Origin of the sequence: Marinobacterium aestuariivivens, from assembly GCF_042661465.1 — a bacterium.
Lineage (GTDB): Bacteria > Pseudomonadota > Gammaproteobacteria > Pseudomonadales > Balneatricaceae > Marinobacterium_A > Marinobacterium_A aestuariivivens.
This window is the reverse complement of the sequence record NZ_JBHSWE010000001.1, coordinates 12,924-34,260: the sequence shown is the minus strand read 5'-3', so window position 1 is coordinate 34,260 and position 21,337 is coordinate 12,924. Positions and strand designations below refer to the sequence as shown.

Genomic DNA, 21,337 nt, shown 5'->3' with positions numbered 1-21,337 from the left:
AACCGGAGGGAGCCGCAATGACAAGGCGTTCCAATAGCAACAAAGGCGGTCTGAGCAGGTTTCTCAAGCAGGGTATAAGTCTGGATGGCCGCCTCGGTTTTCTGCTGAACCGGGTGCGGGAGCGGCTCTGGGTGAAGCCGCTGGCGATCTGTCTGCTGTCGATCCTGGTGGTCTTTCTGGCCGGCCTCTTCGAAGCACTGGATCCGGCCGGTGCGCTGCCGGAGATCAGCCTGGCGTCGATCGAAAAGCTGTTGACCGTCATGTCATCCAGCATGCTGGTGATGGCCGTACTGGCCGTGGGGGCCATGCTGTCGGCCTATACCTCGGCGAGCAATGGTGCAACGCCGCGCGCGTTCGCCGTCGTCGTCGCCGACGATGTTTCCCAGAATGCGCTCTCGACCTTCATCGGCGCTTTCATCTTCAGCACCATCGCCCTGGTCGCGCTGCTCAACGACTATTACGACCGGGTCGGGCGACTGGCGCTTTTCCTGCTGACGATAGCGGTCTTTGCCGTCGTGATTCTCAGTTTCGTGCGCTGGGTCGACCGTATCGCCCGGCTGGGGCGCATGGGCGAGACCATCGACAAGGTCGAGGCGGCCGCGGGCAAGGCGTTGCGCCGGCGGCGCCGACACCCGACGCTGGGGGCGCGCGAGGCCGGTGGGCCGCCTGACGGCGTGGCGGTCCAGGCGCCCGATGTCGGCTATGTTCAGCATATCGATGTGGCGGCATTGCAGCTGTTCGCCGAAGATCATGACCTGCTTATCCGTGTCGTCGCGCTGCCCGGTACCTTCGTATCCCGGGAGCGGCCCGGCGCTGATATCGGGAAAGCAGGGCCGCGCGCTCGCGCAGGAGAGCCTGGGCGCTGTGGGGCAGGCCTTCGTCATCGGCGGGAAAAGAACCTTCGATGACGATCCCCGTTTCGGGCTGGTGGTGTTGTCGGAGATCGCCAGCCGGGCGCTGTCGCCCGCGGTCAACGATCCGGGAACGGCGATCGATGTCATTGGCACCCTGGTGCGGCTCTTTACACTCTGGTGCGAAGAACCGGAAGAGGCGCCTACGGTCGAGTTCGACCGAGTCGAAATCCCGCCGCTGCAGCTGGAGGACATGTTCGACGACGCCTTCAGCGCCCTGGCCCGGGACGGTGCCCAGACGGTGGAGGTCTGTATTCGACTGCAAAAGGGGCTGCGTTCGCTGTTCATGCTGCCCGACAGAGATATGGCCCAGGCGGCACTGTCCCATGCGCAGCTGGCATTGCGACATGCGGAGCAGGCGCTGAGGCTGCCCGAGGAGGTCGAGGCCGTCCGAACCCTGACGGCCTGGGCGGAGGTGGCGGGGTTGCAGCGACCCGGGAACGGCCGGCCATGACCCGGTCTTAGAACGATCCGGCCTGGCGCGCCCCGAACCTTTTCAACGCCTCAGGCGAGGCCGTGGATCTCCTTCCAGTTGCCCGGATAGACGACATAGAAGATTGAGGCGTGCTCGCCTTCGTATTTCAGCTCGGTACCTTCCGGAATCCAGATAATGTCGCCGGGCTGGCCTTCGTGCACGCCATCCTTCGTGACCAGGCGAAAAACGCCATCGATAACATAGACGACTTCGTCATAGAGCACGGTCCAGGCGATGGAGCAGGCATCGAAACAGGCGACGCCGGCAGGATGGCGCCACCTGCGCGACCTTGGCACAATCGACGATCGGCGAAGTCTTTCACTCGAGCCTGGAAGTGGAGCGTGAAACCGGTCCGGTGCTTCAGCTTTCCAGCGCCATCAGGCTCTTCAGCGGGTGGTAGTCGCCCTGCATCCGGTCCGCCTGGGCGCAGGTGGCCTCCTGGATCTCCAGCAGGTGGCTGGAGATATTGTCCAGCGCGGCGTCGAGGTCGCGGGCTTCGATCAGGTCCAGCAGGGCGTCGTGCTCGTTGCCGCGGCAGGTTTTCGGTCGGTCGCCGCCGAGGGTGGCGACGAACAGCGAGGTGCGCTCGGTGAGGTTGTTGAACCAGGCCATCAGCGCCTGGTTGTCGACCGACTGCGCCAGCTTCAGGTGGAACTCGCCCAGCAGCTTGATGAGCTGGGCGTAGTTTTCCTCGTCGGCGGCCTGCTTTTCCCGGGCGGTATGGGCCCGCAGCGGCGCCAGCAACTGCGGCGACGCCCGTTTACAGAGTTCCGCCACCACGCCCATCTCCACCAGCCGGCGCGCATTGAACAGCGCCTCGATCTCCTGGCGGTTCGGCAGGCTGACCCAGGCGCCCCGGTTGGGGTAGAGCGTAACGACGCCGGTGCCCGCGAGCAGCTGCAGTGCGCTGCGGACGGTGGTGCGGCTGACACCGTAGAGTTTGGCCAGATCGGCTTCGCCGAGCTTCATGCCCGGCGCGAAGCGGTGCTCGACGATGGCCTGGTGAATCTGGCTGGCCACGCGCTCCATCATGACCCCGGAGGTGGCTTTCGGCATGCGGTCTCCTGGTACTTCCTTCTTCCCGGACAGTTAATAACACATTTTTTCCTGCGCATCCTTGCATCCCTGAAAAACTCGTCCAATATAAATTGCATGCAATATTTGCATGCAAAAAAGAACAAGAAGGAGCCGGGATGAATCTACCCAACTGCGCCGTCAACATCCGCCGCGTCAGCAAGCGCTTCACGCAGGATCCCGCTCTGCCCCCGTGCTGGACGCCGTGTCACTGGTCATCGAGAACAACGAATTCTTCACCCTGCTGGGTCCCTCCGGCTGCGGCAAGACCACGCTGCTGCGGGCGATCGCGGGCTTCGAGCAGGTCGATGGTGGCGAGATCCGCATCGGCGGCCGGCGGATGAACGAGCTGCCGCCCTATGCCCGCAACATCAATACCGTGTTCCAGAGCTACGCGCTCTTCCCGCACATGACGGTCGAGGAGAACATCGGCTTCGGGCTGGAGATGAAGGGCGTCGACGGCGACGCCCGCAGGGCGCGGGTACGGGAGATGCTGGCGCTGGTGAAGCTAGAGCAACTGGCCCGGCGCCGGCCGGCGGAACTGTCGGGCGGGCAGCAGCAGCGGGTCGCGCTGGCGCGGGCGCTGGCGCCGAAACCCGAGGTGCTGCTGCTGGACGAACCGCTGTCCGCGCTGGACCTGAAGCTGCGCAAGGAGATGCAGGTCGAGCTCAAGCGCGTGCAGCAGGAGGCGGGCATCACCTTCATCTTCGTGACCCACGACCAGGAGGAGGCCCTGACGCTGTCGGACCGGATCGCGGTGATGTCGGCCGGGCACATCCTGCAGGTGGGGACACCGACCGAGATCTACGAGCGCCCGCGCCGCCGCTTCGTCGCGGATTTCATCGGCGACATCAACCTGCTGGCCGGCGCGCTGGAGCAGGGCGCGAACGGAGATGCGCTGTTCCGGTCCGACGAGATGCAGATCCGGATTCCCTGCGAACTGGCCGACCGGGTGGTGCCGGGGCGGCGTCACCTGGCGATCCGGCCCGAGAATATCCGCCGTGTCGCCCCCGGGGAGGCGCACCAGCTGCAGGCCCGGGTCGAGAACATCCTCTATCTCGGCACCGCCACCCTGTACCAGTGCCGCACCGGCAACGGTACCCGCATCCAGGTGCGGGAGGGTGGCAGTCTCGCGGGACCCGCCGTCGGCGATCCGGTGGCGCTGTCGCTGCCGCCGCAGGCCTGTCTGCTACTGGAGGGCTGATATGCGCCACTGCCTGGAAAATCCGTTGCAGCGCCGGCTGATGCTGCTGCTCCCCGTCGCCTGCTCGCTGGTGCTGCTGATCTTCGTGCCGCTGGCCATCATGGGCTACATCAGCCTGTTGCCCCGCAATACCTTCGGCGGCGTCGATTGGCACGCCGCGATGCAGTGGGACAGCTACCGTCTGCTGTTCATGGAGCAGGACTTCGACAACAACTGGGAAATCAACTGGTCCTACCTGCAGACGCTGTGGCGCTCGCTGGCGCAGGCCGGCGTCACCACCCTGGTCTGCTTCCTGTTCGGTTTCCCGATTGCGCTCTGGATGGTGAGCCTGCCGGAACGCCAGCGCAACCTGATGGTGCTGCTGATCACCATACCGTTCTGGACCAATCTGCTGATCCGCAACTACGCCTGGCTGATCATCCTGCGGGAGAACGGCTGGCTGTCGCAGACGCTCAACGGCCTGCTGCCCGAGGGCATGTCGGTGACGCTGCTGTACAACGACTTCGCCGTCGCCGTCGGCCTGATCTACTCCTTCCTGCCGTTCATGGTGCTGCCGGTCTATTCCTGCCTCGAGAAGCTGGACTGGCGCCTGGTGGAGGCCGCCTACGACCTCGGCGCCACGCGCTGGCAGGCGCTGCGGCGGGTGATCCTGCCGCTGTCGCTGCCGGGGGTGGTGGCCGGTTCGCTGCTGGTGTTCGTGCCCAGCATCGGCGCCTTCATCACGCCGGCGCTGCTCGGCGGCGGCAAGACGATGATGATCGGCAACCTGATCCAGGAACAGTTCGGTCCGGCGCGCAACTGGCCGCTGGGCAGCTCGCTGTCCTTCCTGCTGCTCGCGCTGATGCTGCTGGCGATCCTGGCCTACGTCCTCTACGGCAAGCGCCTGTCCCGTCGAACCGCCCCGGGAGTCCCGTCATGATCGCTTCATCGCTCAAGAAACTGCCGTTCACCCGGGAAATCAGCCTGGCGATGCTGGCCTACATGTACCTGCCGGTGCTGGTGCTGGTGGCCTACAGCTTCAACGCCAACCGGACCGCGACGGTCTGGACCGAGTTCTCCGTCGCCTGGTACGGGCGCATCCTGACGAACGCGTCGATCCAGGCGGCGGCGGTCAACACCCTGATCGTCGGTACCATCGCGACCCTCTGCGCCACCCTGATCGCGCTGCTGGCGGCGCTGGCCACCAGTCGCGCCTTCCGCGGGCTCAAGTTGGTGGAGGCGGGCATCAGCCTGCCGCTGCTGCTGCCGGAGATCGTCATCGCGGTGGCGACGCTGCTGCTGTTCATGGCGCTGCAGGTGGAGCTCGGGCTGGTCACGGTGACGGTGGCCCATATCGGCTTCTGCATCCCCTTCGCCTACCTGCCGATCCGGGCGCGCCTCAACAACATGGACCAGCACCTGCTGGAGGCGGCGCAGGACCTTTACGCCGACCGCTACCGCACCTTCCGTCGCGTGACGCTGCCGCTGCTCTGGCCCGGCGTGCTGTCCGGGGCGGTGCTGGCGTTCGTCGTCAGCCTCGACAACTTCATCATGACCTTCTTCGTCTCGGGCCCCGGCGCCACCACGCTGCCGGTGTACATCTTCTCGGCGATCCGCGCCGGGGTGACGCCGGAGATCAATGCCATTTCGACCCTGATGCTGGTGCTGTCCGTCGTCCTGGTCGTCGTTTCCTACCGCCTCGGGCAAAGCGGCAAAATGGCCCGGCAGCGCTGATCGAACAACAACAAAGGGAAAAACCATGACTGGAACCGCATTGAAGAAAAGCATCCTGGGACTGGCACTGGCGGCGACCGTCGCCGGCAACGCCGCCGCCGAGGAGGCGAAGGAGCTCTATTTCTACAACTGGACCGACTACTACCCGGTGGAGCTGCTCGACAAGTTCGAGCAGGAGACCGGCATCAAGGTGACGCTGGACGGCTACGACAGCAGCGAAACCCTGCTGGCCAAGCTGCAGGCCGGCGGCGCCAAGTACGACGTCATCATCGCCACGCACTCGATCATGGGCACGCTGATCGGGCAGCAGTTCCTGCAGCCGATCGATGCGCCCCGGATGGTGAACTTCGAGTACGTGAAGCCGGCGTTCCGCGATCCCTCCTTCGACCCGGGCCGCCGGTACACGGCGCCCTACCTCTGGGGTACCACCGGCTTCGCCTACGACAGCAGCAAGGTGCCGGGCGGCGAACTGGAAGAGTCCTGGAAGGAGTTCTTCGAGCCGCGGCCGGAGCTCAGCGGCCAGATCGCCGCGCTCGACACCTCCAGCACCCTGATCACCGCGGCGGCGCACTACCTGGGCGTGGACCAGTGCACCGAGGACCCCCAGGACGCCAAGAAGATCCTGGCGCTGCTGGAGCAGCAGAAGCCGCACCTGAAGCTGTACAGCTCGGACGGCACCGTCGACCGGCTGGCGTCGGGCGAGGTGGCCATGGCACAGAACTGGAACGGCTCCACCGCCAGGGCCACGTCGCAGCGCGACAGCCTGCGTTACGTCTATCCGAAGGAGGGGCTGGCGATGTTCCAGGACAACTTCGCCGTGCCGGCGCAGGCGCCCCATCCGGAGAACGCCCGCGTCTTTATCAACTGGATGATGGCGCCGGAAAACGCCGCCGCGGTCTCGAACGCCATCGCCTATTCCAACGGCATCGAAAGCGACGCCTTCCTCGACGACAAGTGGAAGAAGATGAATGCCATCAACATGCCGTCGGAATTCCAGGACCGGCTGCGGCTGGAAAAGGAGTGCAGCAACGAGGCCCGGGCGCTGCAGGACAAGATCTGGACCAAACTGAAAGGCTGAACCCCGGGGCCGCCGCCGGGCGGCCCCGTCATCGAAGGAGAACCCATGACCGAGACCCTCTGGTTGCGCAACGTCCGCCCCCGTGGCGGAGACGCCGAGGACATCCGTATCGCCGACGGGTGCATCGCCGAGCGGCGTCCCGCTGCGGCCGGCGATCGCGACGGCGGCTGGATCGACGGCCGCGGCCGGCTGCTGCTGCCGGCGCTGGTGGAGAGCCACGCCCACCTGGACAAAACCCTCTGGGGCCAGCCCTGGCGGTCCAACAGCGCCGGGCCGACCCTGAAGGACTACATCGACAACGAGCGCCGGGTGCTGGCCGGGGTCGAGGCGCCGATCCTGACCCGCGCCGGCGACCTGCTGGAACAGTACATCCGCCGCGGCACCCTGGCGCTGCGCAGCCATGTCGACGTGGCGCCGGATATCGGCCTGAGTCACGTCGAGGGCATGCTGGCGCTGCGCGAACTGTACGCCCCTGGGTCGACCTGCAGTTCGTCGCCTTTCCGCAGATGGGCCTGCTGAGCCGCCCCGGGACCCTCGAACTGATGCGCGAGGCGGTCCGGCTCGGCGTCGAAACCGTCGGCGGGCTGGATCCGTGCGGCATCGACGGCGACCCGATCCGCCACCTCGAGGCGATCTTCTCGCTGGCGGCGGAGTTCGACCGCGGCATCGATATCCACCTGCACGACCCCGGCGAACTCGGCATCTGGCAGATCGCCCGCATCGTCGACTTCACCGAACGTTTCGAGCGGCAGGGGCGAGTGATGATCAGCCACGCCTACTGCCTCGGCAGCGTACCCTGGCAGCGGGTCGCGCCGCAGGCCGAGCGCCTTGCCGCCAACGGCATTTCGCTGGCGACCACGGCGCCGGCCGACAGGACGGTGCCGCCGTTCCTGAAACTGTGCGCCGCCGGCGTCAACGTCTGCCTCGGCTGCGACGGCATCCGCGACGCCTGGTCGCCGCTGGGCAACGGCGACATGCTGGAAAAGGCGATGATGCAGGCGTACCGCTTCGACCTTTGCAAGGACGACGAGCTGGTGGCGGCCTTCGACGCGGCGAGTCTCTGCGGTGCCCGGGCGCTGGGGCTGGAGGGCTACGGACTCTACGTCGGCGACCGGGCCGACCTGTTGCTGCTGCCGGCGGAAAACCTGCCCGATGCGGTGGTGAACCGGCCGGCGGCACGGACCCTGCTGCGCGCCGGGCAGGTCATCGTCGAGGACGGCGAACTGCTGCTCGACCCGAGGGCCGGGCGATGAGCGTCACCGGCCTGAGAACCGGCTGGGTGGTGCGCTTTGACGGTCGGCAGCATGTCATGTGGCGTCATGGTGAAGTGGTGTTCGCCGGCGACCTCATCCTGTTCGTCGGCCGCGACTACCCGGGGCCGGTCGACTGCTGGGTCGATTACGACGAGGCGCTGATCGGCCCGGGCTTCATCGATCTCGATGCCCTTGACGACGTTGACTCCACGGTGCTGCCGCCGGAGAAGGGTCCGGTCGAATGGATGGGACGCCTGTGGAGCCAGGAATACCTCGACGTGGGGCCGCGCGATGCCTATAGCCCCGGGCAGGAGCTTTTCAAGTACCGCTACGCCTTCAGCCGGCTGATCCGCAACGGCGTTACCACGGCGATGCCGATCAACTCGATGTTCTACCGGCGCTGGGCCGAGGGCTAGGCGGAGTTCGCCGGCGTTGCGGAGGAGTCGGCGAGCCTTGGCCTGCGCACCTATCTCGGCCCCTACCACATGAGCGGCATGGGCTACCTCGCGCGGGACGGCGGTATGCGGATGTACTGGGACGAGGCCCGGGGGCTGGCCGGGCTCGATGAGGCGATGCCGCTTGTCGACGAACACTGAGGTCCTCCTTGCCTATCGCCATCCCCGCCGGAATCGAAAGGTGATGTAAGTGATGTCCGAGGTCTCCGCCGCAGTCGGCATTCGCGCCAGCAGGTAGCTGGAGTTCCTGGTGCTGCTGGTGTCGTCGGTCGCCATGTCGTACAAATCGGTCTGCCGCCGTCGCGGCACCGGTGGCCTGGTAGGGCCGCAATATGCTCTATTAAAGCGGCGAAGGGGATGAGGACGCTTTGGCTGCTGCAGCTGGCCCGCTAAAGGGGCGCTCGCCGGCTAATGCGTGGCACCCTTCGAGAATGATCCGGTAGAGTGTTGGGCGGGGGAGCCGGATCGGGATCGGCGTGGCTGTAGCTCCAAAAGGGCGTGACGAATGCCTCCGCAGCGCTTGCAGCTGCCTTTCAAGCGAGGCCGTGGATCTCCTTCCAGTTGCCCGGATAGACGGCATAGAAGATCGAGGCGTGCTCGCCTTCGTATTTCAGCTCGGTACCTTCCGGAATCCAGATGATGTCGCCGGGCTGACCTTCGAGCACGCCATCCTTCGTGACCAGGCGAAAAACGCCATCGATGACGTAGACCACCTCGTCGTAGAGCACGGTCCAGTCGATGGAGCAGGCATCGAAATGGGCGACGCCGGCGCCCATCGTCGCGCTCAAGTCGGTCGAAACGGCACGGGCGACGGCGGCTTCGCCGGGCGGGCCGCCGCGGTGCTGGAAGTTGAGGCTGGAGGCGCGGATCAGTTTGGCGGACATCGGCTTTCACTTTTCGATTGAAGGGTAAAGAAAGAGGGAAGCCGGCTCGCTTCCCGGGCCAGGCGCTCAGTCTCAGACTTCCGAGCGGCTGGCAAAGCGGGCCATCGCCATGCGCAGCGGCACGCCGATGCGCAGCAGCGGTTTGGGCGGCAGCTTCGACGGTTTGCCGGAAACCTCCAGCATATTGTCGAGCAGCTCGGTTTTCCGGCTGCAGGCCATGTCGGCCAGCATCATGCCGGAGATGGTGCCGCGGGCGGCACCGACGCTCTGGTCGCAGGCGGAGGCGAAGATGCCGTCCTCGAGCTGACCGAAATAGGTTTCGAAGTTGCCGGACAGGCTGCTGGCGCCGCCCAGGTATACTCGAAGGCGACAGCCCCGAGCTGCGGGTAACGCGCATCGAAGGCTTCGCGGTGGCGGGCGCGCATCGTCGGCAGCAGGTCCTGCGGCGTGTTGTAGTCGTGGGCATAGCGGTACGAGTTGCGGATGATCAGGCGGCGATCCTGGGTCATGCGTACCGTGGTGCCGGCATGGTCGGCCGGCGTCAGGCCCCAGTCGAGTTCGCCGCCATAACGCTTCATCTGCTCGTCGGTCAGCGGTCTGGTCATGCTGGCGAAGGTCATCACCGGCAGGATGCGGTCGCGCAGAAAGCCAAGCTCGGCGGTGAAGATATTGGTGCCCAGCACCAGTTGACGGCACTCGATGCGGGCCTTCGGCGTCTTCAGTACGAAACCGCCGGCGGTGCGGGTGATTTCGGTCACCGGCGTGTGCTCGGCGATGCGGACATTCTCCGGCATGCTGTCGGCCAGGCCGCGCATCAGCGCCGCCGGCTGCATCAGGGCACCGCCCGGGGTGAAGATGGCGGCGCTGTAGAACTCGGTGCCGAAGACATCGCGCAGGCGCTGCGGCGACAGCCGCTCGTACTGCTCGCCGAAGTTTTTCAGCAGCTGCTCGTAATGGTCGAGGAATTTCTCGCCGCGGGCGCCAACGGCGGCCTGGTACTTGCCGGCATGGGACCACTGGCAGTCGATGCCGTAGCGCTCGATCTGGGTCTCCAGGTAGTCGACGGCGGCGCGATTCAGCCGTACCAGCTTGCGCTTGAGTTCGTTGTCGTTGGACTCGAGATCGCGCTTGTGGGGCTGGTCGATGACGAAGCCGGAGTTGCGGCCCGACGCACCCTGGCCGATCTTCAGCGCCTCGATCAGCAGGAAGCGGCCCTCGGGCTGGTTTTCCGCCAGCCGGCGCGCCGCCGCGCAACCGACGAAACCGCCGCCGATGACGACGGCATCGACACGCAGATCCTGCTCCAGCGCCGGGAAATCCGAGACCTTGCCAAGCATCTCGTACCAACCGCAATTGCCATCGTATTGAGGAAGAATCATTGCAACACCCGCTTTGAGAATCGACTTCTGGATGGGGGCCAGGATGGTTCCCCCTTGTCATGATGCGGCGATTATTTCCGATATTTATTAAATTAACTACATTAAATGTCGATTAGTACGAACTATAATTGGCATTATAAGTTGTACTTATGAAAAGGTGCTTCGATGACCGACAGTCGACTGGTCGATACCCAACTGCTCAATACCTTCGTCACCATCGCCGAATCGAGTTCGCTGACCGATGCGGCCAAGCGTCTCGGCGTGACCCAGTCGGCGGTATCGCAGGCGCTGAAACAGCTCGAAGAGCAGATGGGGGCGGAACTGGTGGCGCGCCGCACCAAGCCGGTGCGGCTGACGGCGGCGGGCCTGGTGCTGAAACAGAACGCCGATACCATCATCGGCGAACTGCGGCGCCTCAGCGCCGCCGTGCGCGGTGCTGCCGACAAGGCCCTGGTGCAGTGCCGGCTCGGGCTGATGACTTCCTGCTCCGAGGTGTTCGGTAGCAAGCTGATCGCGAGGTTGAGCCCCTTTATCGAACGGCTGACATTGCGCAGCGGCCTGACGCCGCCGCTGATGCAGGCCTTTCTCGATCGCGATATAGACATCCTGGTGGCCAATGACCCGCTGACCGGCGTCGAAGGACTGGAACGCTTCGAGCTGTTCCGCGACCCTGTACTGCTGGCGGTATCGGATGGACACCTGGGGCCAGGGCCCTTCTCGCTCGAGGCTCTGGCACAGGCGCAGCCGTTGATCCGCTATGGACGCAATACCCATATCGGCGCCTACAGCGAATTGGTGCTGAGGCGAATGCGCATTTTGGCGAACGTACGCTACGAGACCGACGACACCCATACCCTGATGAGCTTCGTCCAGGACGGCCATGGCTGGGGGATGCTTACCGCGCTTTGCCTGGCCCAGGTACTGTATCGCACCGACGGCGTCAGCCTGCTGGAGCTCGACCGCAGTCGGCATGCCCGTACCGTCTACCTGGTGGCGCGGGAGGGAGAAATGGGCGCTATTCCCGGCCAGGTGGCCGACGCGATTCGCCAGATTCTCCATGGCCCGGTGCTTGATGCACTGTCGGCCAAGGCGCGGTGGCTGACGCCCGCGACTTTCGAGCTGAACGAGACTTTCGACCTGAGATAGCGTTTTGGGATAGAGGGATGGTCGCGTATAGCGATGCCTCGCTCCGGGTTTGTTGCTATAGGTAGCGCTCGCGGCAGCTTGGCCAAAGCTGCGCAATACCGGAGTGAGGGACAATGCTCAACAACAAGAACAGCTATCTCAATGACGAAGCCAGGGACCGGCCACTGACCAACCCCGTGACCGACGAGGTGCACCGCGCGGCCCGGGCCTACCGGCTGCAACGGGTACGCGAGCAACTGGTCAAAAACGACTGTGCTGCCGTGCTGCTGTACGACCCCGTCAATATCCGTTATGCCACCGATGCATCCAATATGCAGGTCTGGACCTCTCACAATGCTTCGCGCTATGCGATGGTATTCGCCCAGGGGCCCGTAATCGTCTGGGAGTTCCACAACTGCGAGCACCTGTGCAACCACCTCGAAACCGTCGATGAGGTACGCCTGGCGATCAACTGGGCCTATTTCGGCGCAGGCCCCCGGGTGTCGGAAAAGGCGGCGCAGTGGGCCGGCGAAATCGTCGATCTGCTGAGGCAGCATGGCGGCGGCAACATGCGCCTGGCGGTCGACAAGATGGAGCCCGAAGGCGTGCCCTGCCTGACCGGCCTCGGCGTCGAGCTGCTGCAGGGGCAGCCATTGCTGGAGCAGGCCAGGGCGATCAAGTCGGCCGACGAACTCGAGCTGATCCAGTGGACCATCCAGGTCTGCGAGCGTGGCATCCAGCGCATGCACGACGAACTGAAACCGGGCATGACCGAGAACGAACTCTGGGCCTGGCTGCATTTCGAGAACATCCGTCACGGCGGCGAATGGATCGAAACGCGTCTGCTGGCCTCGGGCCCGCGTACCAACCCCTGGATGCAGGAGAGCAGCGACTGGGTCATGCGTGAGGGCGAACTGCTCGCCTTCGATACCGACCTGATCGGGCCTTACGGTTACTGTGCGGATATCTCCCGGACCTGGACCGTTGGCCATGTACCGCCCACTGGCGAGCAGCGTCGCCTGTATGGCGCCGCCTACGAACAGATCCAGTACAACCTGGAGGTGCTGAAACCGGGCATGAGTTTCCGCGAGTTCAGTGAAAAGTGCTGGCCGATTCCGGAGGCGTTCTACAGGAACCGCTATTGCTGCGTCGCCCATGGCGTCGGCATGGCCGACGAATACCCGGCCATCGCCCATGCCGGCAGGGACTGGGAAAGCGGCGGCTATGACGGCCTGTTCGAGGAGAACATGACCGTCTGCATCGAGAGCTACATCGGTGCCGAGGGCGGCGACGAGGGTGTCAAGCTCGAGCAGCAGGTGCTGATCACCCGCGACGGCTGCGTGCCGCTGTCGACCTGGCCGTTCGAGGAGGACTGGCTCTGATCATCGCCGATGGCGGTTAATGCAGGAGCTCTTCGTCATGCTCGACCAGGTCGAGCAGCCACTGGCGGAACTGGTCGACGCCGGGCTTGCGGCGTACCGGCTCTTCGGTCTCCAGCATGTAGAAGCGGGCGGTGGTGTTGAGTTCGGTCGGGACCGGACGCACCAGCAGGCCGCTGTCGAGGTAGTCGCCCATCAGCTGCTCCCAGCCCAGGGCGACGCCCTGGCCGTTCAGCGCGGCCTGAATCAGCATTGGATAGTTGTTAAGGTTGAGGCGACGTTTCGGTTCGACCTGCCTGACGCCGGCCGCCTGGAACCATTCATTCCAGTTCAGCCAGTCCTCGCTCGAGTCGAGCCAGAGCAGAGTGGTGGCGAAGATATCCTCGGGATGTGCGAGCGGTGCTTGCTTTTCGAGAAATCGCGGGCTGCAGACCGGATAGACGCGTTCCCGGAACAGCGGGGTGGCGGTCATGCCGGCCGGCGGTTTGCGGTAATAGAAGAGGGCGACATCGAATTCGGACGGTCGCACGCCTTTCAGCGAGTCGGTGGCGAGGATGCGCACCTCTATATCGGGGTGGGTATCCTCGAAATCCGGCAGCCGTGGCAGCAGCCACAGCGATGCCATGGCGTTGGAGGTTACCACCGTGATCTGCCTGTTGCCCTGCCACTCCAGGACTTCACCGGTGGCGGAGGCAAGCAGTAGCAGGGACTGCTGCACGTTGTTGAAATAGTCTTCGCCGGTCTGGGTCAGGGCCAGCTGGCGTTTGTCGCGCACGAACAGCGAACGGCCGAGATAGTCCTCGAGATGGCGGATCTGGCGGCTGATGGCACCCTGGGTAACGTTCAGTTCGCTCGCGGCCTGGGTGAAGCTGAGGTGGCGCGCGGCGGCCTCGAAGGCAACCAGACTGTTCAGAGGGGGCAGGGGTTTGATTTTCACGGTGCCTTTGTCTCCATCAGGGCGACCTCTTGTAGTCTTTTACAGGGCAGCTTAGCAACCCGTATCCGAACAACCCAAAAAGCGGGTCCTGCAAAGGAGCAATAAAAGGCCGCCGGTCCAATGGACGGCGGCCTTTTTCCTGGCTCTAGGCCCTGTATCGATAGTCCGTTTAGCGGTCGCCGCTGGCGCGCAGCAGTACCGGCTCGGCGCCCAGGTCGTAGTCCTGTGCCTCGGCCGAAAGGTTTTCAGGCGCCTGTTGCGGATGAGCGGCGCGCAGCGGACGCGGGGTCGTCGGCAGGAATTCTCCACGCAGTGCCTTCATCAGGGACACCGACATCAGCAGCGTCAGTACCGCGATCGGCAGGCCGGCGACGATGGAGGCGGTCTGTACCGCTTTCAGTCCGCCGGCATAGAGCAGGCCGCCGGCGATGAAGGCCTGCATCACGCCCCAGATAACGCGCAGCTGCATCGGTGGTTCCGGGCTACCCCTCGAATTCAGCGTACAGAGCACCAGGGTGCCGGAATCCGCCGAGGTGATGAAGTAGGTCGCCAGCAGCAGCGTCGTGAGAATCGTCAGGATCTGGCCGAACATACCGGAATCCAGCTTCGAGAACAGCGTGAAGATCGCCGACGTGGTCTCCGCCTTGGTCGCGATCAGGATGTCGCCGCCCTTGAACTCGGCCGCGTCGCCGGTGAGGGTGCCGGCCTCCACCTGCTCTTGGTGGGCGATGCGGTCGTTCTGCTCCATCTTCAAAGCGGAGCCGCCAAACACAGACATCCAGACGAAGGTGACCAGGGTCGGTACGATCAGCGCGCCCATGATCAGTTCGCGGATGGTGCGGCCGCGGGAGATGCGGGCGATAAACATGCCGACGAACGGAGACCAGGTCATCCACCAGGGCCAGTAGAAGGCGGTCCACCAGTTCTGCCAGCCGCTGTCGGCCTGGGCGTCGCTCCAGGTACTCAGGGTGATCAGGTTGCTGACATAGTCACCGGTGCTCTCGATCAGGGTGTGCAGGATATAGCGCGTCGGGCCGATCAGCAGCACAGCTACAACCAGCAGGATCGATAACAGCATGTTCCACTCGGACAGCAGGCGGATGCCGCGACCGACGCCCGACAGGACCGAAATGATGGCCAGGAAGCTGATCGCGCCGATCATCAGCAGCTGGTTGCCGATGCTGATTTCGAAACCGAAGACGTTGTTCAGGCCGGTGTTCATCTGTATCACGCCCAGGCCCAGGGACTGGGAGACGCCGAAGGCGGTGATGGCGACGGTCAGGATGTCGACGGTATGGCCGATCGGACCGTAGATCCTGTCGCCGATCAGCGGGTAGAGCACCGAACGCATGGTCAGCGGCAGACCCTTGCGATAGGCGAAGTAGGCCATCACCAGTGCGACGATGATGAAGATCGCCCAGGGATGCAGGCCCCAGTGGAAAAAGGTGATACGCATAGCGGTCTGTGCCGCTTCGTCGCTCAGCCCGGTGGCGGCGAAGGGGTTGCCGGCATAGTGCCACATGGGTTCGGCGACCGACCAGAAGATCAGGCCGATGCCCATGCCGCCGCTGAACAGCATCGCCAGCCAGGAGCGGTAGCTGAATTCGGGTTTTTCATCGTCCTTGCCGAGGCGGATATGCCCGTAGCGGCTGAACATCAGGTAGATCAGCAGGCCCAGTACCCCGGTCACGAGGGACAGGTAGAACCACTTGAAGTTGTTCAGGATGCTGTCGGAAATTTCCTGGAAAAAGGCGCCGGCTTCCTTGGCCATCAGGCCGCAGAAGATCACGAAACCGATGACCAGGATCTTGGAGACGATCGTGACGGTCGGATCGACGCCACGGATAAGGCCGGAATTGTTGCTCATTGGGTTATCCACCTTACTTATTATATTTCGTCATGCCGGGGCCCAGCGGGGCGGGCGATGAAGCGATACCTGTGATCTGCGAAGGGGGTGCAGTGCAGGGAAGCGGGGAGGCCCGCGACGGCGCAATACTGGGAAAAACATTGATCTGGATCAAACGAGTTTTTCGATGGCAGGTCATGAGTATTTGTAATGATTCATCTGGAAGGGGTGACTGGTGTCTGTTTTCAAGGGGATAGAGAGCCTGCTACCGGTGTTCAGGGTGTCGGCAAGTGAAGCGCGCCGCACCATGACATTACTCGTACGGTTCGCATCGCGTACCGTCACCAGCGGGAAGGCAGCTTGGCGCCTTAAGGGTTGATGACGTTTGCGAATGCATATCCGGGCTTGTCTGGCCGGGTTTTCGCAGCGAAAAGTGGCAGATTTCCTCGGGCGGAACTGTAGCTGGCTGCCTCTTCTCCGCCCTGGCATATCGTTAAATAGAGGCTTCAATGGCCTGTTATATGTGGGGCCGCAGGCTTACTCGGCGTTTTACAAGCTGGGCAAGCGGGTGGCGTTGGCCCTCAGGTCGGCAAAATATCCGCCAAAACCAGCGACTTGGCATCCTATGAGTTTTGGTAATGATTTGGCGGCCGAAAAATCGTTTTTCGTGCCGCCGTCCCGCCACTAGTATGCGCCCTAACACAACGCCGGGGCCTTTTGATTGAGCGATATCAAGGTTTCGGCGGCTATGACAACGCAGAGCCTGAATGCAAGGCGGAGAGTGGAGAGAACACCATGACAACAAATTCTCGCTTGATTCCGATGGAAGTCCTGGACGAAGTACGCAAGCCGATCGCGGAAGCCGGCGGCATGCCGAACGCCGTCTATGCCGATCCGGCCGTTTTCGAATTCGAGCGTGACGAAGTGCTGGGCAAAACCTGGGCCGCGATCGGCTATACCAGCGACCTGCCGCGCAACGGTTTCGCCAAGCCCGTCGACTTCATGGGCCTGCCGCTCGCAATCATGCGCAACCGTGACGGCGAATACAACGTTTTCCATAACGTCTGCAGCCATCGCGGCATGATCCTGCTGATCGAGGAGACCGAAGTCGAAGGCATGGTGCGCTGCCCGTACCACTCCTGGACCTACGACCTGAACGGCAACCTCAAGGGCACCCCGCACATCGGCGGTGTCGGCGTTCACAAGGCCGAAGGCTTCGCCTGCGAGAAGCACGGTCTGCGCCAGGTACGCTCCCACGTCTGGATGGGCATGGTGTTCATCAACCTGTCCGGTGACGCGGTCGACTTCGACACCTTCATCGAGCCGCTGGTGCAGCGCTGGAGCGAGTTCTGCGGCAGGGACGGCTGGAACAACCTGCACATCGCGCCGACCGGAAGCCAGATGCAGCTGGAAGTGCAGTGCAACTACAAGCTGGCGATCGAGAACTACTGCGAGGCGTACCACCTGCCGTGGGTGCACCCGAGCCTGAACACCTACTCGCCGCTGGACCAGCACTACAACCTGATCGTCAACGACTACATGTCCGGCCAGGGCAGCTACACCTACAACCTGTCCGACGTCGCCGGCACCCGTCTGCCGCGCTTCGCCGACTGGCCGCAGGACAAGCTGCGTCAGGCCGAGTACGTCTCGCTGTACCCGAACGTACTGCTGGGCATCCAGGCGGATCACTTCTTCGCCATCATCCTGGAGCCGAAGGCCCACAACCGGACGCTGGAAAACCTGCGCCTGTTCTACGTCACCGAAGAGGCCTGTGGCGATGCATACGCCGCCTGCCGCCAGGCGCAGCTGGAAGCCTGGAAGGTGGTCTTCGGTGAAGACGTTTTCGCGGTGGAAGGCATGCAGGCCGGCCGCAAGTCGCCGGGCTTCCAGGGCGGCGTCTTCTCGCCGGTGCTGGACGGGCCGACCCACCACTTCCATACCTGGGTCGCCAACCAGTACGCCGAGTCCGCCAAGTGATTTAACACCCGAGCACCTGAAGCCGCCGCCCGTCGCAAGACGGCGGCCGGCTCATTTTCAGGGCTGATTACTCATTACAACGACGGGTAGCTTTCTATGCTGAACAATACATCCAACCACTGGCTCAATTTCATCGGTGGCGAGTGGGTCGACAGCGAAACCCGCATCGAAGTCCGCGATCCCTCCACCAACGAAGTTTTCGCGACCATCGCCAGCGCTACGCTCGACGACGCCGAGCATGCGGTTGCCGCCGCCCGCGAATGTGTAAAGGAAGGCCTTCTGACCCGCGAGCGCCCGGCCCAGCGTGCCGAGCTGCTGTATCGCGTCGGTGCCGAGATTCGCAAGCTGGTGGAAGAGGGCGCGGTACTGGCCTCGCGCGAGAACGGCAAGTCGATCAACGACGCCCGTGACGAGATCACCGAAGCGGCGCGCTACTTCGAATACTATGCCGGCATGGCCGACAAGATCGAAGGCAAGTCGATCCCGCTGGGCGAGGACTACGTCGATTTCACCAGCTACGAGCCCCAGGGCGTCTCGGTCCAGATCGTACCGTGGAACTTCCCGGTGTCGATCTGCGCCCGCTCGCTGGCGCCGGCGCTGGCGGCCGGCAACGCCGTCATCGTCAAGTCGCCGGAACTATCGCCGCTGGCGGTCACCCTGCTGGCTACCGCCTGCGAACGCGCCGGCCTGCCGAAAGGCGCGCTGAGCGTGCTGGCCGGGCCCGGTCGCGAGATCGGCGCGGCGCTGGTCTCCCACAAGGAAACCAACCAGATCGTCTTCACAGGCTCCGTGCCGACCGGTCGCGCCATCATGCGCGCAGCGGCCGAGAACTCCGTGCCCTGCGTCATGGAACTGGGCGGCAAGTCCGCGGCGGTGGTGTTCCCCGATGCCGACCTCGATCAGCTGATCTCGAGCGTGCGCTGGGGCATCTTCTTCAATGCCGGTCAGGTCTGCTCGGCGATGTCGCGCCTGCTGGTACAGCGCGAAATTTACGACGAAGTCGTTGCCCGCGTCGCGGAACTGGCCACGGGCCTGAGCATCGGTGCCGGCAAGGACAATCCCGACCTCACGCCGGTGGTGTCGATGCAGCAGCGTGACGGCATCCTCGAGATCTGCCGCCAGGCGGTCGAGGACGGTGCGCGCCTGGTCTGCGGCGGCGGCGCCGTCGAAGGCCTGCCGGGTGCCTTCGTGCAGCCGACGGTATTCGCCGACGTCACCCCCGAAATGCGCCTGTTCGGCGACGAGGTGTTCGGACCGGTGATCGCGATCACGCCGTTCGACAGCGAGGAGGAAGCCTGGAACTGGCCAACGGTACCGACTACGGCCTGGTCGCCGGCGTCTTCACCCAGGACATCAGCCGCGCGATGCGCGCCTCCCGCGCGCTGGATGCCGGTCAGGTGTTCGTCAACGAATGGTTCGCCGGCGGCATCGAAACGCCGTTCGGGGGCAACCGCCTCTCCGGCTACGGCCGCGAAAAAGGCCAGGAAGCCCTGTTCAGCTACGTCCGCACCAAGAATGTCGCGATTCGCGTAAAGGGAGCCTGTCGAACCTAACGTTGATCTACTGCGGTAAAGCTGATTTTGGCCATTTTCAGTGCTCTTTCTCGTTGAATAGAACCACTATTCGCCTCGAAAGAGCCCAGAAACTGACTCAAAACAGACTTTCCCTCGCGACGATCAGTCAGGTCCGAAAGGCTCCCAAGTCGCCGGCCATGGAGTCGGTGTGTTTCAAGAGGGTCTAATAATGAAAAAGTGGTTATGCATCATCTGTGGTCTGATCTACGACGAGGCCAAGGGCTGGCCGTCCGACGGCATCGCCCCCGGCACGCGCTGGGAAGACGTGCCCGACGACTGGATGTGCCCGGACTGTAACGTCGGCAAGGCCGATTTCGAGATGATCGAGATCAGCGCCGACGTCAAGCCGGCCGACGCCGTCGCCGCCGTCGTGCCGAGCAACGAGCCGCCGATCGTGATCATTGGCAGCGGCTACGCCGGTTACGGCATGGCCGAGGCGCTGCGTCAGCGCAGCCCGGAAAAGCCGATCCTGGTCTTCACCGCGGACGATGGTCACCACTATTCGAAACCGGCCCTCTCCAATGCCCTGGCGCGCGGCAAGTCCGCCAACGAACTGGTCAGCGAAACCCCGCTGCAGATCGAAGCGCGTCTGGGTATCCGTATTTACAGCCGTTGCCGCGTGCGCAGCATCGATCCGAAGAACAAAATTCTCGAGACCGATGCGGGGCAGCTGGTCTACGGCAAGCTGGTGCTGGCACTGGGGGCCGAACCCGTGCGGCTGCCGTTCGAGGGCAGTGGTGCCCGTGACGTGATCAGCGTCAACGACCTGCAGGACTATCGCCTGATGCGCGATCACCTGGAAGACTGCAAGCGCGTCACCATTATCGGCAACGGCCTGATCGGCTGCGAGTTCGCCAACGACCTTTCGGCCTCAGGCTACGGCGTCGATGTCGTCGGCCTGACCGGCTGGGCGATGGACCGGCTGATGCCGCAGGCGATCGGCGAGCAGCTGCAGCAGAAACTGTCGGAGCAGGGCGTCAGCTGGTATCTCGAGAATACCGTCGAGCGCATCGAGCGCGACGGCGATGGCTACCGCCTGCAGCTGCGCGATGGCACCGAGCTGGAAACCGACTTGGTGATCTCGGCCGTGGGCCTGCGTCCGCGCACCGCCCTGGCCGAGGCGACCGGCATCGAGGTCAGGCGCGGCATCGTCATCAACGGCGGTCTGCGCACCAGTGCGCCCGATATCTTCGCCATCGGCGACTGCGCCGAGATCAACGGTCAGCTGCTGCCGTACCTGGCGCCGATCAACCATGGCATGCGTGCGCTGGCCGATACCCTGCTGGGCCGTCCGACCATGGCGCAGTATCCGCCGATGCCGGTCATCGTCAAGACCCCGGCGCTGCCGTTGACCCTGTTGGCTCCGGCACCGGGCGTCGAGGGTGGCTGGCGGATCGAAACCGAAGAGGGCGGCTCCCGCGCGCTCTTCGTCGACACCGCAGGCAATCTTCAGGGCTTCGTCCTGGCCGGTGACCTGGGGGGCGAGCGCCAGCACTGGGTCGACCGCTGCGGCCAGCCGCTGGAACAGTCGGTCGCCTGATACATCCCGTCTTGTTGTTGTTCCCAGGGCCGTGTTGATCGCGGTCCGCCTCATCAAGTCCTTGGCCCGCCCCGTGCGGGCCTCTTTGTGCGCCCGGCACGGGCGCTCTGGAGGTGCAAGTCCTCCCGTAAGCTGGCCACAGCGAACGAAGTGAAGCGCAACTGCGGAAAGGTGACTGACCGTGGGGAGGAAGCGTGGAGCGTAAATCGTGAGCCGATGAACAAGAATCGGATATGAGGCGCCGCCGAGCAGGGCGAGCGGGCAAGAAGCCGCGAAGCTCTCGTGGCCAAGGCGAAGTGGCGTATATCCGGCGGTTGTGCGGTGAAGGAGTGTGTTCTTACCCGGGGAGATCTCGCCTTGTGCCTGAAAGGGCGACGTGGAGACTCGGAGCGAGAAGTCAGCAGAGGCCATAGTAGCCGCCGGCAAGGGGCGAAGGGCCAAACGAGAAGGAGCGTCAAACGTCTTGTCGATGAGAACGGTAATGCATCAGATGCCCGCCTGCGCGGGGCGGGTCGTGCCCGGTCAGGGTGAAG

Annotated in this window: 20 protein-coding genes and 1 pseudogene; 14 read left to right on the top strand and 7 right to left on the bottom strand. The window is 64.1% G+C overall.

Annotated elements, in window-relative coordinates:
* Positions 1-17 precede the first annotated feature (17 nt).
* Positions 18-908, top strand: a complete 891-nt coding sequence (locus ACFQDL_RS00155; RefSeq protein WP_379907238.1) for a DUF2254 family protein — start codon at positions 18-20, stop codon at positions 906-908.
* Positions 865-1,365, top strand: coding sequence for a DUF2254 family protein (locus tag ACFQDL_RS00150; RefSeq protein ID WP_379907237.1), 501 nt, complete (start codon positions 865-867; stop codon positions 1,363-1,365). Before ACFQDL_RS00155 ends, ACFQDL_RS00150 begins: the two co-directional genes overlap by 44 nt.
* Before the next feature lie 50 nt (positions 1,366-1,415).
* On the opposite strand, the gene ACFQDL_RS00145 is transcribed toward ACFQDL_RS00150, so the two are convergent.
* Complete coding sequence (locus ACFQDL_RS00145; protein ID WP_379907236.1) at positions 1,416-1,682, bottom strand: hypothetical protein; 267 nt, start codon at positions 1,680-1,682, stop codon at positions 1,416-1,418.
* 64 nt (positions 1,683-1,746) lie between these two features.
* Positions 1,747-2,442: a GntR family transcriptional regulator gene (locus ACFQDL_RS00140; protein ID WP_379907235.1), complete on the bottom strand. Its 696-nt coding sequence runs from the start codon at positions 2,440-2,442 to the stop codon at positions 1,747-1,749.
* A gap of 211 nt (positions 2,443-2,653) precedes the next feature.
* Here ACFQDL_RS00140 and ACFQDL_RS00135 point away from each other — a divergent pair, with 211 nt between their 5' ends.
* From ACFQDL_RS00135 to ACFQDL_RS00105, 7 genes are read left to right on the top strand one after another with little or no spacing between them, the layout of a single operon-like run.
* Positions 2,654-3,664, top strand: a complete 1,011-nt coding sequence (locus ACFQDL_RS00135) for an ABC transporter ATP-binding protein (RefSeq protein ID WP_379907234.1) — start codon at positions 2,654-2,656, stop codon at positions 3,662-3,664.
* A gap of 1 nt (position 3,665) precedes the next feature.
* Positions 3,666-4,583 (top strand): ABC transporter permease, encoded by a 918-nt coding sequence (locus tag ACFQDL_RS00130; RefSeq protein WP_379907233.1) that lies wholly within the window; start codon positions 3,666-3,668, stop codon positions 4,581-4,583.
* A complete protein-coding gene (locus ACFQDL_RS00125) occupies positions 4,580-5,377 on the top strand; it encodes an ABC transporter permease (RefSeq protein ID WP_379907232.1) in 798 nt (265 codons plus the stop codon). The genes ACFQDL_RS00130 and ACFQDL_RS00125 overlap by 4 nt, the downstream gene beginning before the upstream one ends.
* A 25-nt stretch (positions 5,378-5,402) precedes the next feature.
* A complete protein-coding gene (locus ACFQDL_RS00120) occupies positions 5,403-6,455 on the top strand; it encodes an extracellular solute-binding protein (protein WP_379907231.1) in 1,053 nt (350 codons plus the stop codon).
* Positions 6,456-6,500: 45 nt separating this feature from the next.
* Positions 6,501-6,974, top strand: coding sequence for an amidohydrolase family protein (locus tag ACFQDL_RS00115; RefSeq protein WP_379907230.1), 474 nt, complete (start codon positions 6,501-6,503; stop codon positions 6,972-6,974).
* Positions 6,962-7,708, top strand: a complete 747-nt coding sequence (locus ACFQDL_RS00110) for an amidohydrolase family protein (protein ID WP_379907229.1) — start codon at positions 6,962-6,964, stop codon at positions 7,706-7,708. The genes ACFQDL_RS00115 and ACFQDL_RS00110 overlap by 13 nt, the downstream gene beginning before the upstream one ends.
* On the top strand, positions 7,705-8,124 hold the full coding sequence (locus tag ACFQDL_RS00105; protein ID WP_379907228.1) for an amidohydrolase family protein: 420 nt from the start codon (positions 7,705-7,707) through the stop codon (positions 8,122-8,124). The genes ACFQDL_RS00110 and ACFQDL_RS00105 overlap by 4 nt, the downstream gene beginning before the upstream one ends.
* Positions 8,125-8,696: 572 nt before the next feature.
* On the opposite strand, the gene ACFQDL_RS00100 is transcribed toward ACFQDL_RS00105, so the two are convergent.
* The 3 genes from ACFQDL_RS00100 to ACFQDL_RS00090 all read right to left on the bottom strand — a co-directional run bounded on the left by ACFQDL_RS00100 (position 8,697) and on the right by ACFQDL_RS00090 (position 10,426).
* Complete coding sequence (locus ACFQDL_RS00100) at positions 8,697-9,047, bottom strand: ethanolamine utilization protein EutQ (RefSeq protein WP_379907227.1); 351 nt, start codon at positions 9,045-9,047, stop codon at positions 8,697-8,699.
* Between the two features lie 72 nt (positions 9,048-9,119).
* The gene (locus tag ACFQDL_RS00095; RefSeq protein ID WP_379907226.1) at positions 9,120-9,281 is read right to left on the bottom strand and encodes a hypothetical protein; all 162 of its coding nucleotides are present in this window, start codon (positions 9,279-9,281) and stop codon (positions 9,120-9,122) included.
* Positions 9,278-10,426: an NAD(P)/FAD-dependent oxidoreductase gene (locus ACFQDL_RS00090; RefSeq protein ID WP_379907225.1), complete on the bottom strand. Its 1,149-nt coding sequence runs from the start codon at positions 10,424-10,426 to the stop codon at positions 9,278-9,280. Before ACFQDL_RS00090 ends, ACFQDL_RS00095 begins: the two co-directional genes overlap by 4 nt.
* A 165-nt stretch (positions 10,427-10,591) precedes the next feature.
* Between ACFQDL_RS00090 and ACFQDL_RS00085 the strand changes: the two genes are divergently transcribed.
* Together ACFQDL_RS00085 and ACFQDL_RS00080 are read left to right on the top strand one after the other, a co-directional pair.
* Entirely contained in the window at positions 10,592-11,572 is a 981-nt protein-coding gene (locus tag ACFQDL_RS00085; RefSeq protein WP_379907224.1) for a LysR family transcriptional regulator, read from the top strand.
* A gap of 113 nt (positions 11,573-11,685) precedes the next feature.
* Entirely contained in the window at positions 11,686-12,933 is a 1,248-nt protein-coding gene (locus tag ACFQDL_RS00080; RefSeq protein ID WP_379907223.1) for a M24 family metallopeptidase, read from the top strand.
* Between the two features lie 16 nt (positions 12,934-12,949).
* Here ACFQDL_RS00080 and gcvA read toward each other — a convergent pair whose 3' ends face one another.
* Complete coding sequence (gcvA, locus tag ACFQDL_RS00075) at positions 12,950-13,867, bottom strand: transcriptional regulator GcvA (protein WP_379907222.1); 918 nt, start codon at positions 13,865-13,867, stop codon at positions 12,950-12,952.
* A gap of 169 nt (positions 13,868-14,036) precedes the next feature.
* Positions 14,037-15,734 (bottom strand): BCCT family transporter, encoded by a 1,698-nt coding sequence (locus ACFQDL_RS00070; RefSeq protein WP_379907221.1) that lies wholly within the window; start codon positions 15,732-15,734, stop codon positions 14,037-14,039.
* 774 nt (positions 15,735-16,508) lie between these two features.
* Here ACFQDL_RS00070 and ACFQDL_RS00065 point away from each other — a divergent pair.
* The 3 genes and pseudogenes from ACFQDL_RS00065 (at position 16,509) to ACFQDL_RS00055 (ending at position 20,804) form a co-directional block, all read left to right on the top strand.
* Positions 16,509-17,690: an aromatic ring-hydroxylating oxygenase subunit alpha gene (locus tag ACFQDL_RS00065; protein WP_379907220.1), complete on the top strand. Its 1,182-nt coding sequence runs from the start codon at positions 16,509-16,511 to the stop codon at positions 17,688-17,690.
* A 96-nt stretch (positions 17,691-17,786) separates the two neighbouring features.
* Positions 17,787-19,243 (top strand): annotated as a pseudogene (locus ACFQDL_RS00060) (aldehyde dehydrogenase family protein).
* 190 nt (positions 19,244-19,433) lie between these two features.
* Positions 19,434-20,804 (top strand): FAD-dependent oxidoreductase, encoded by a 1,371-nt coding sequence (locus ACFQDL_RS00055; protein ID WP_379907219.1) that lies wholly within the window; start codon positions 19,434-19,436, stop codon positions 20,802-20,804.
* Positions 20,805-21,337 lie beyond the last annotated feature (533 nt).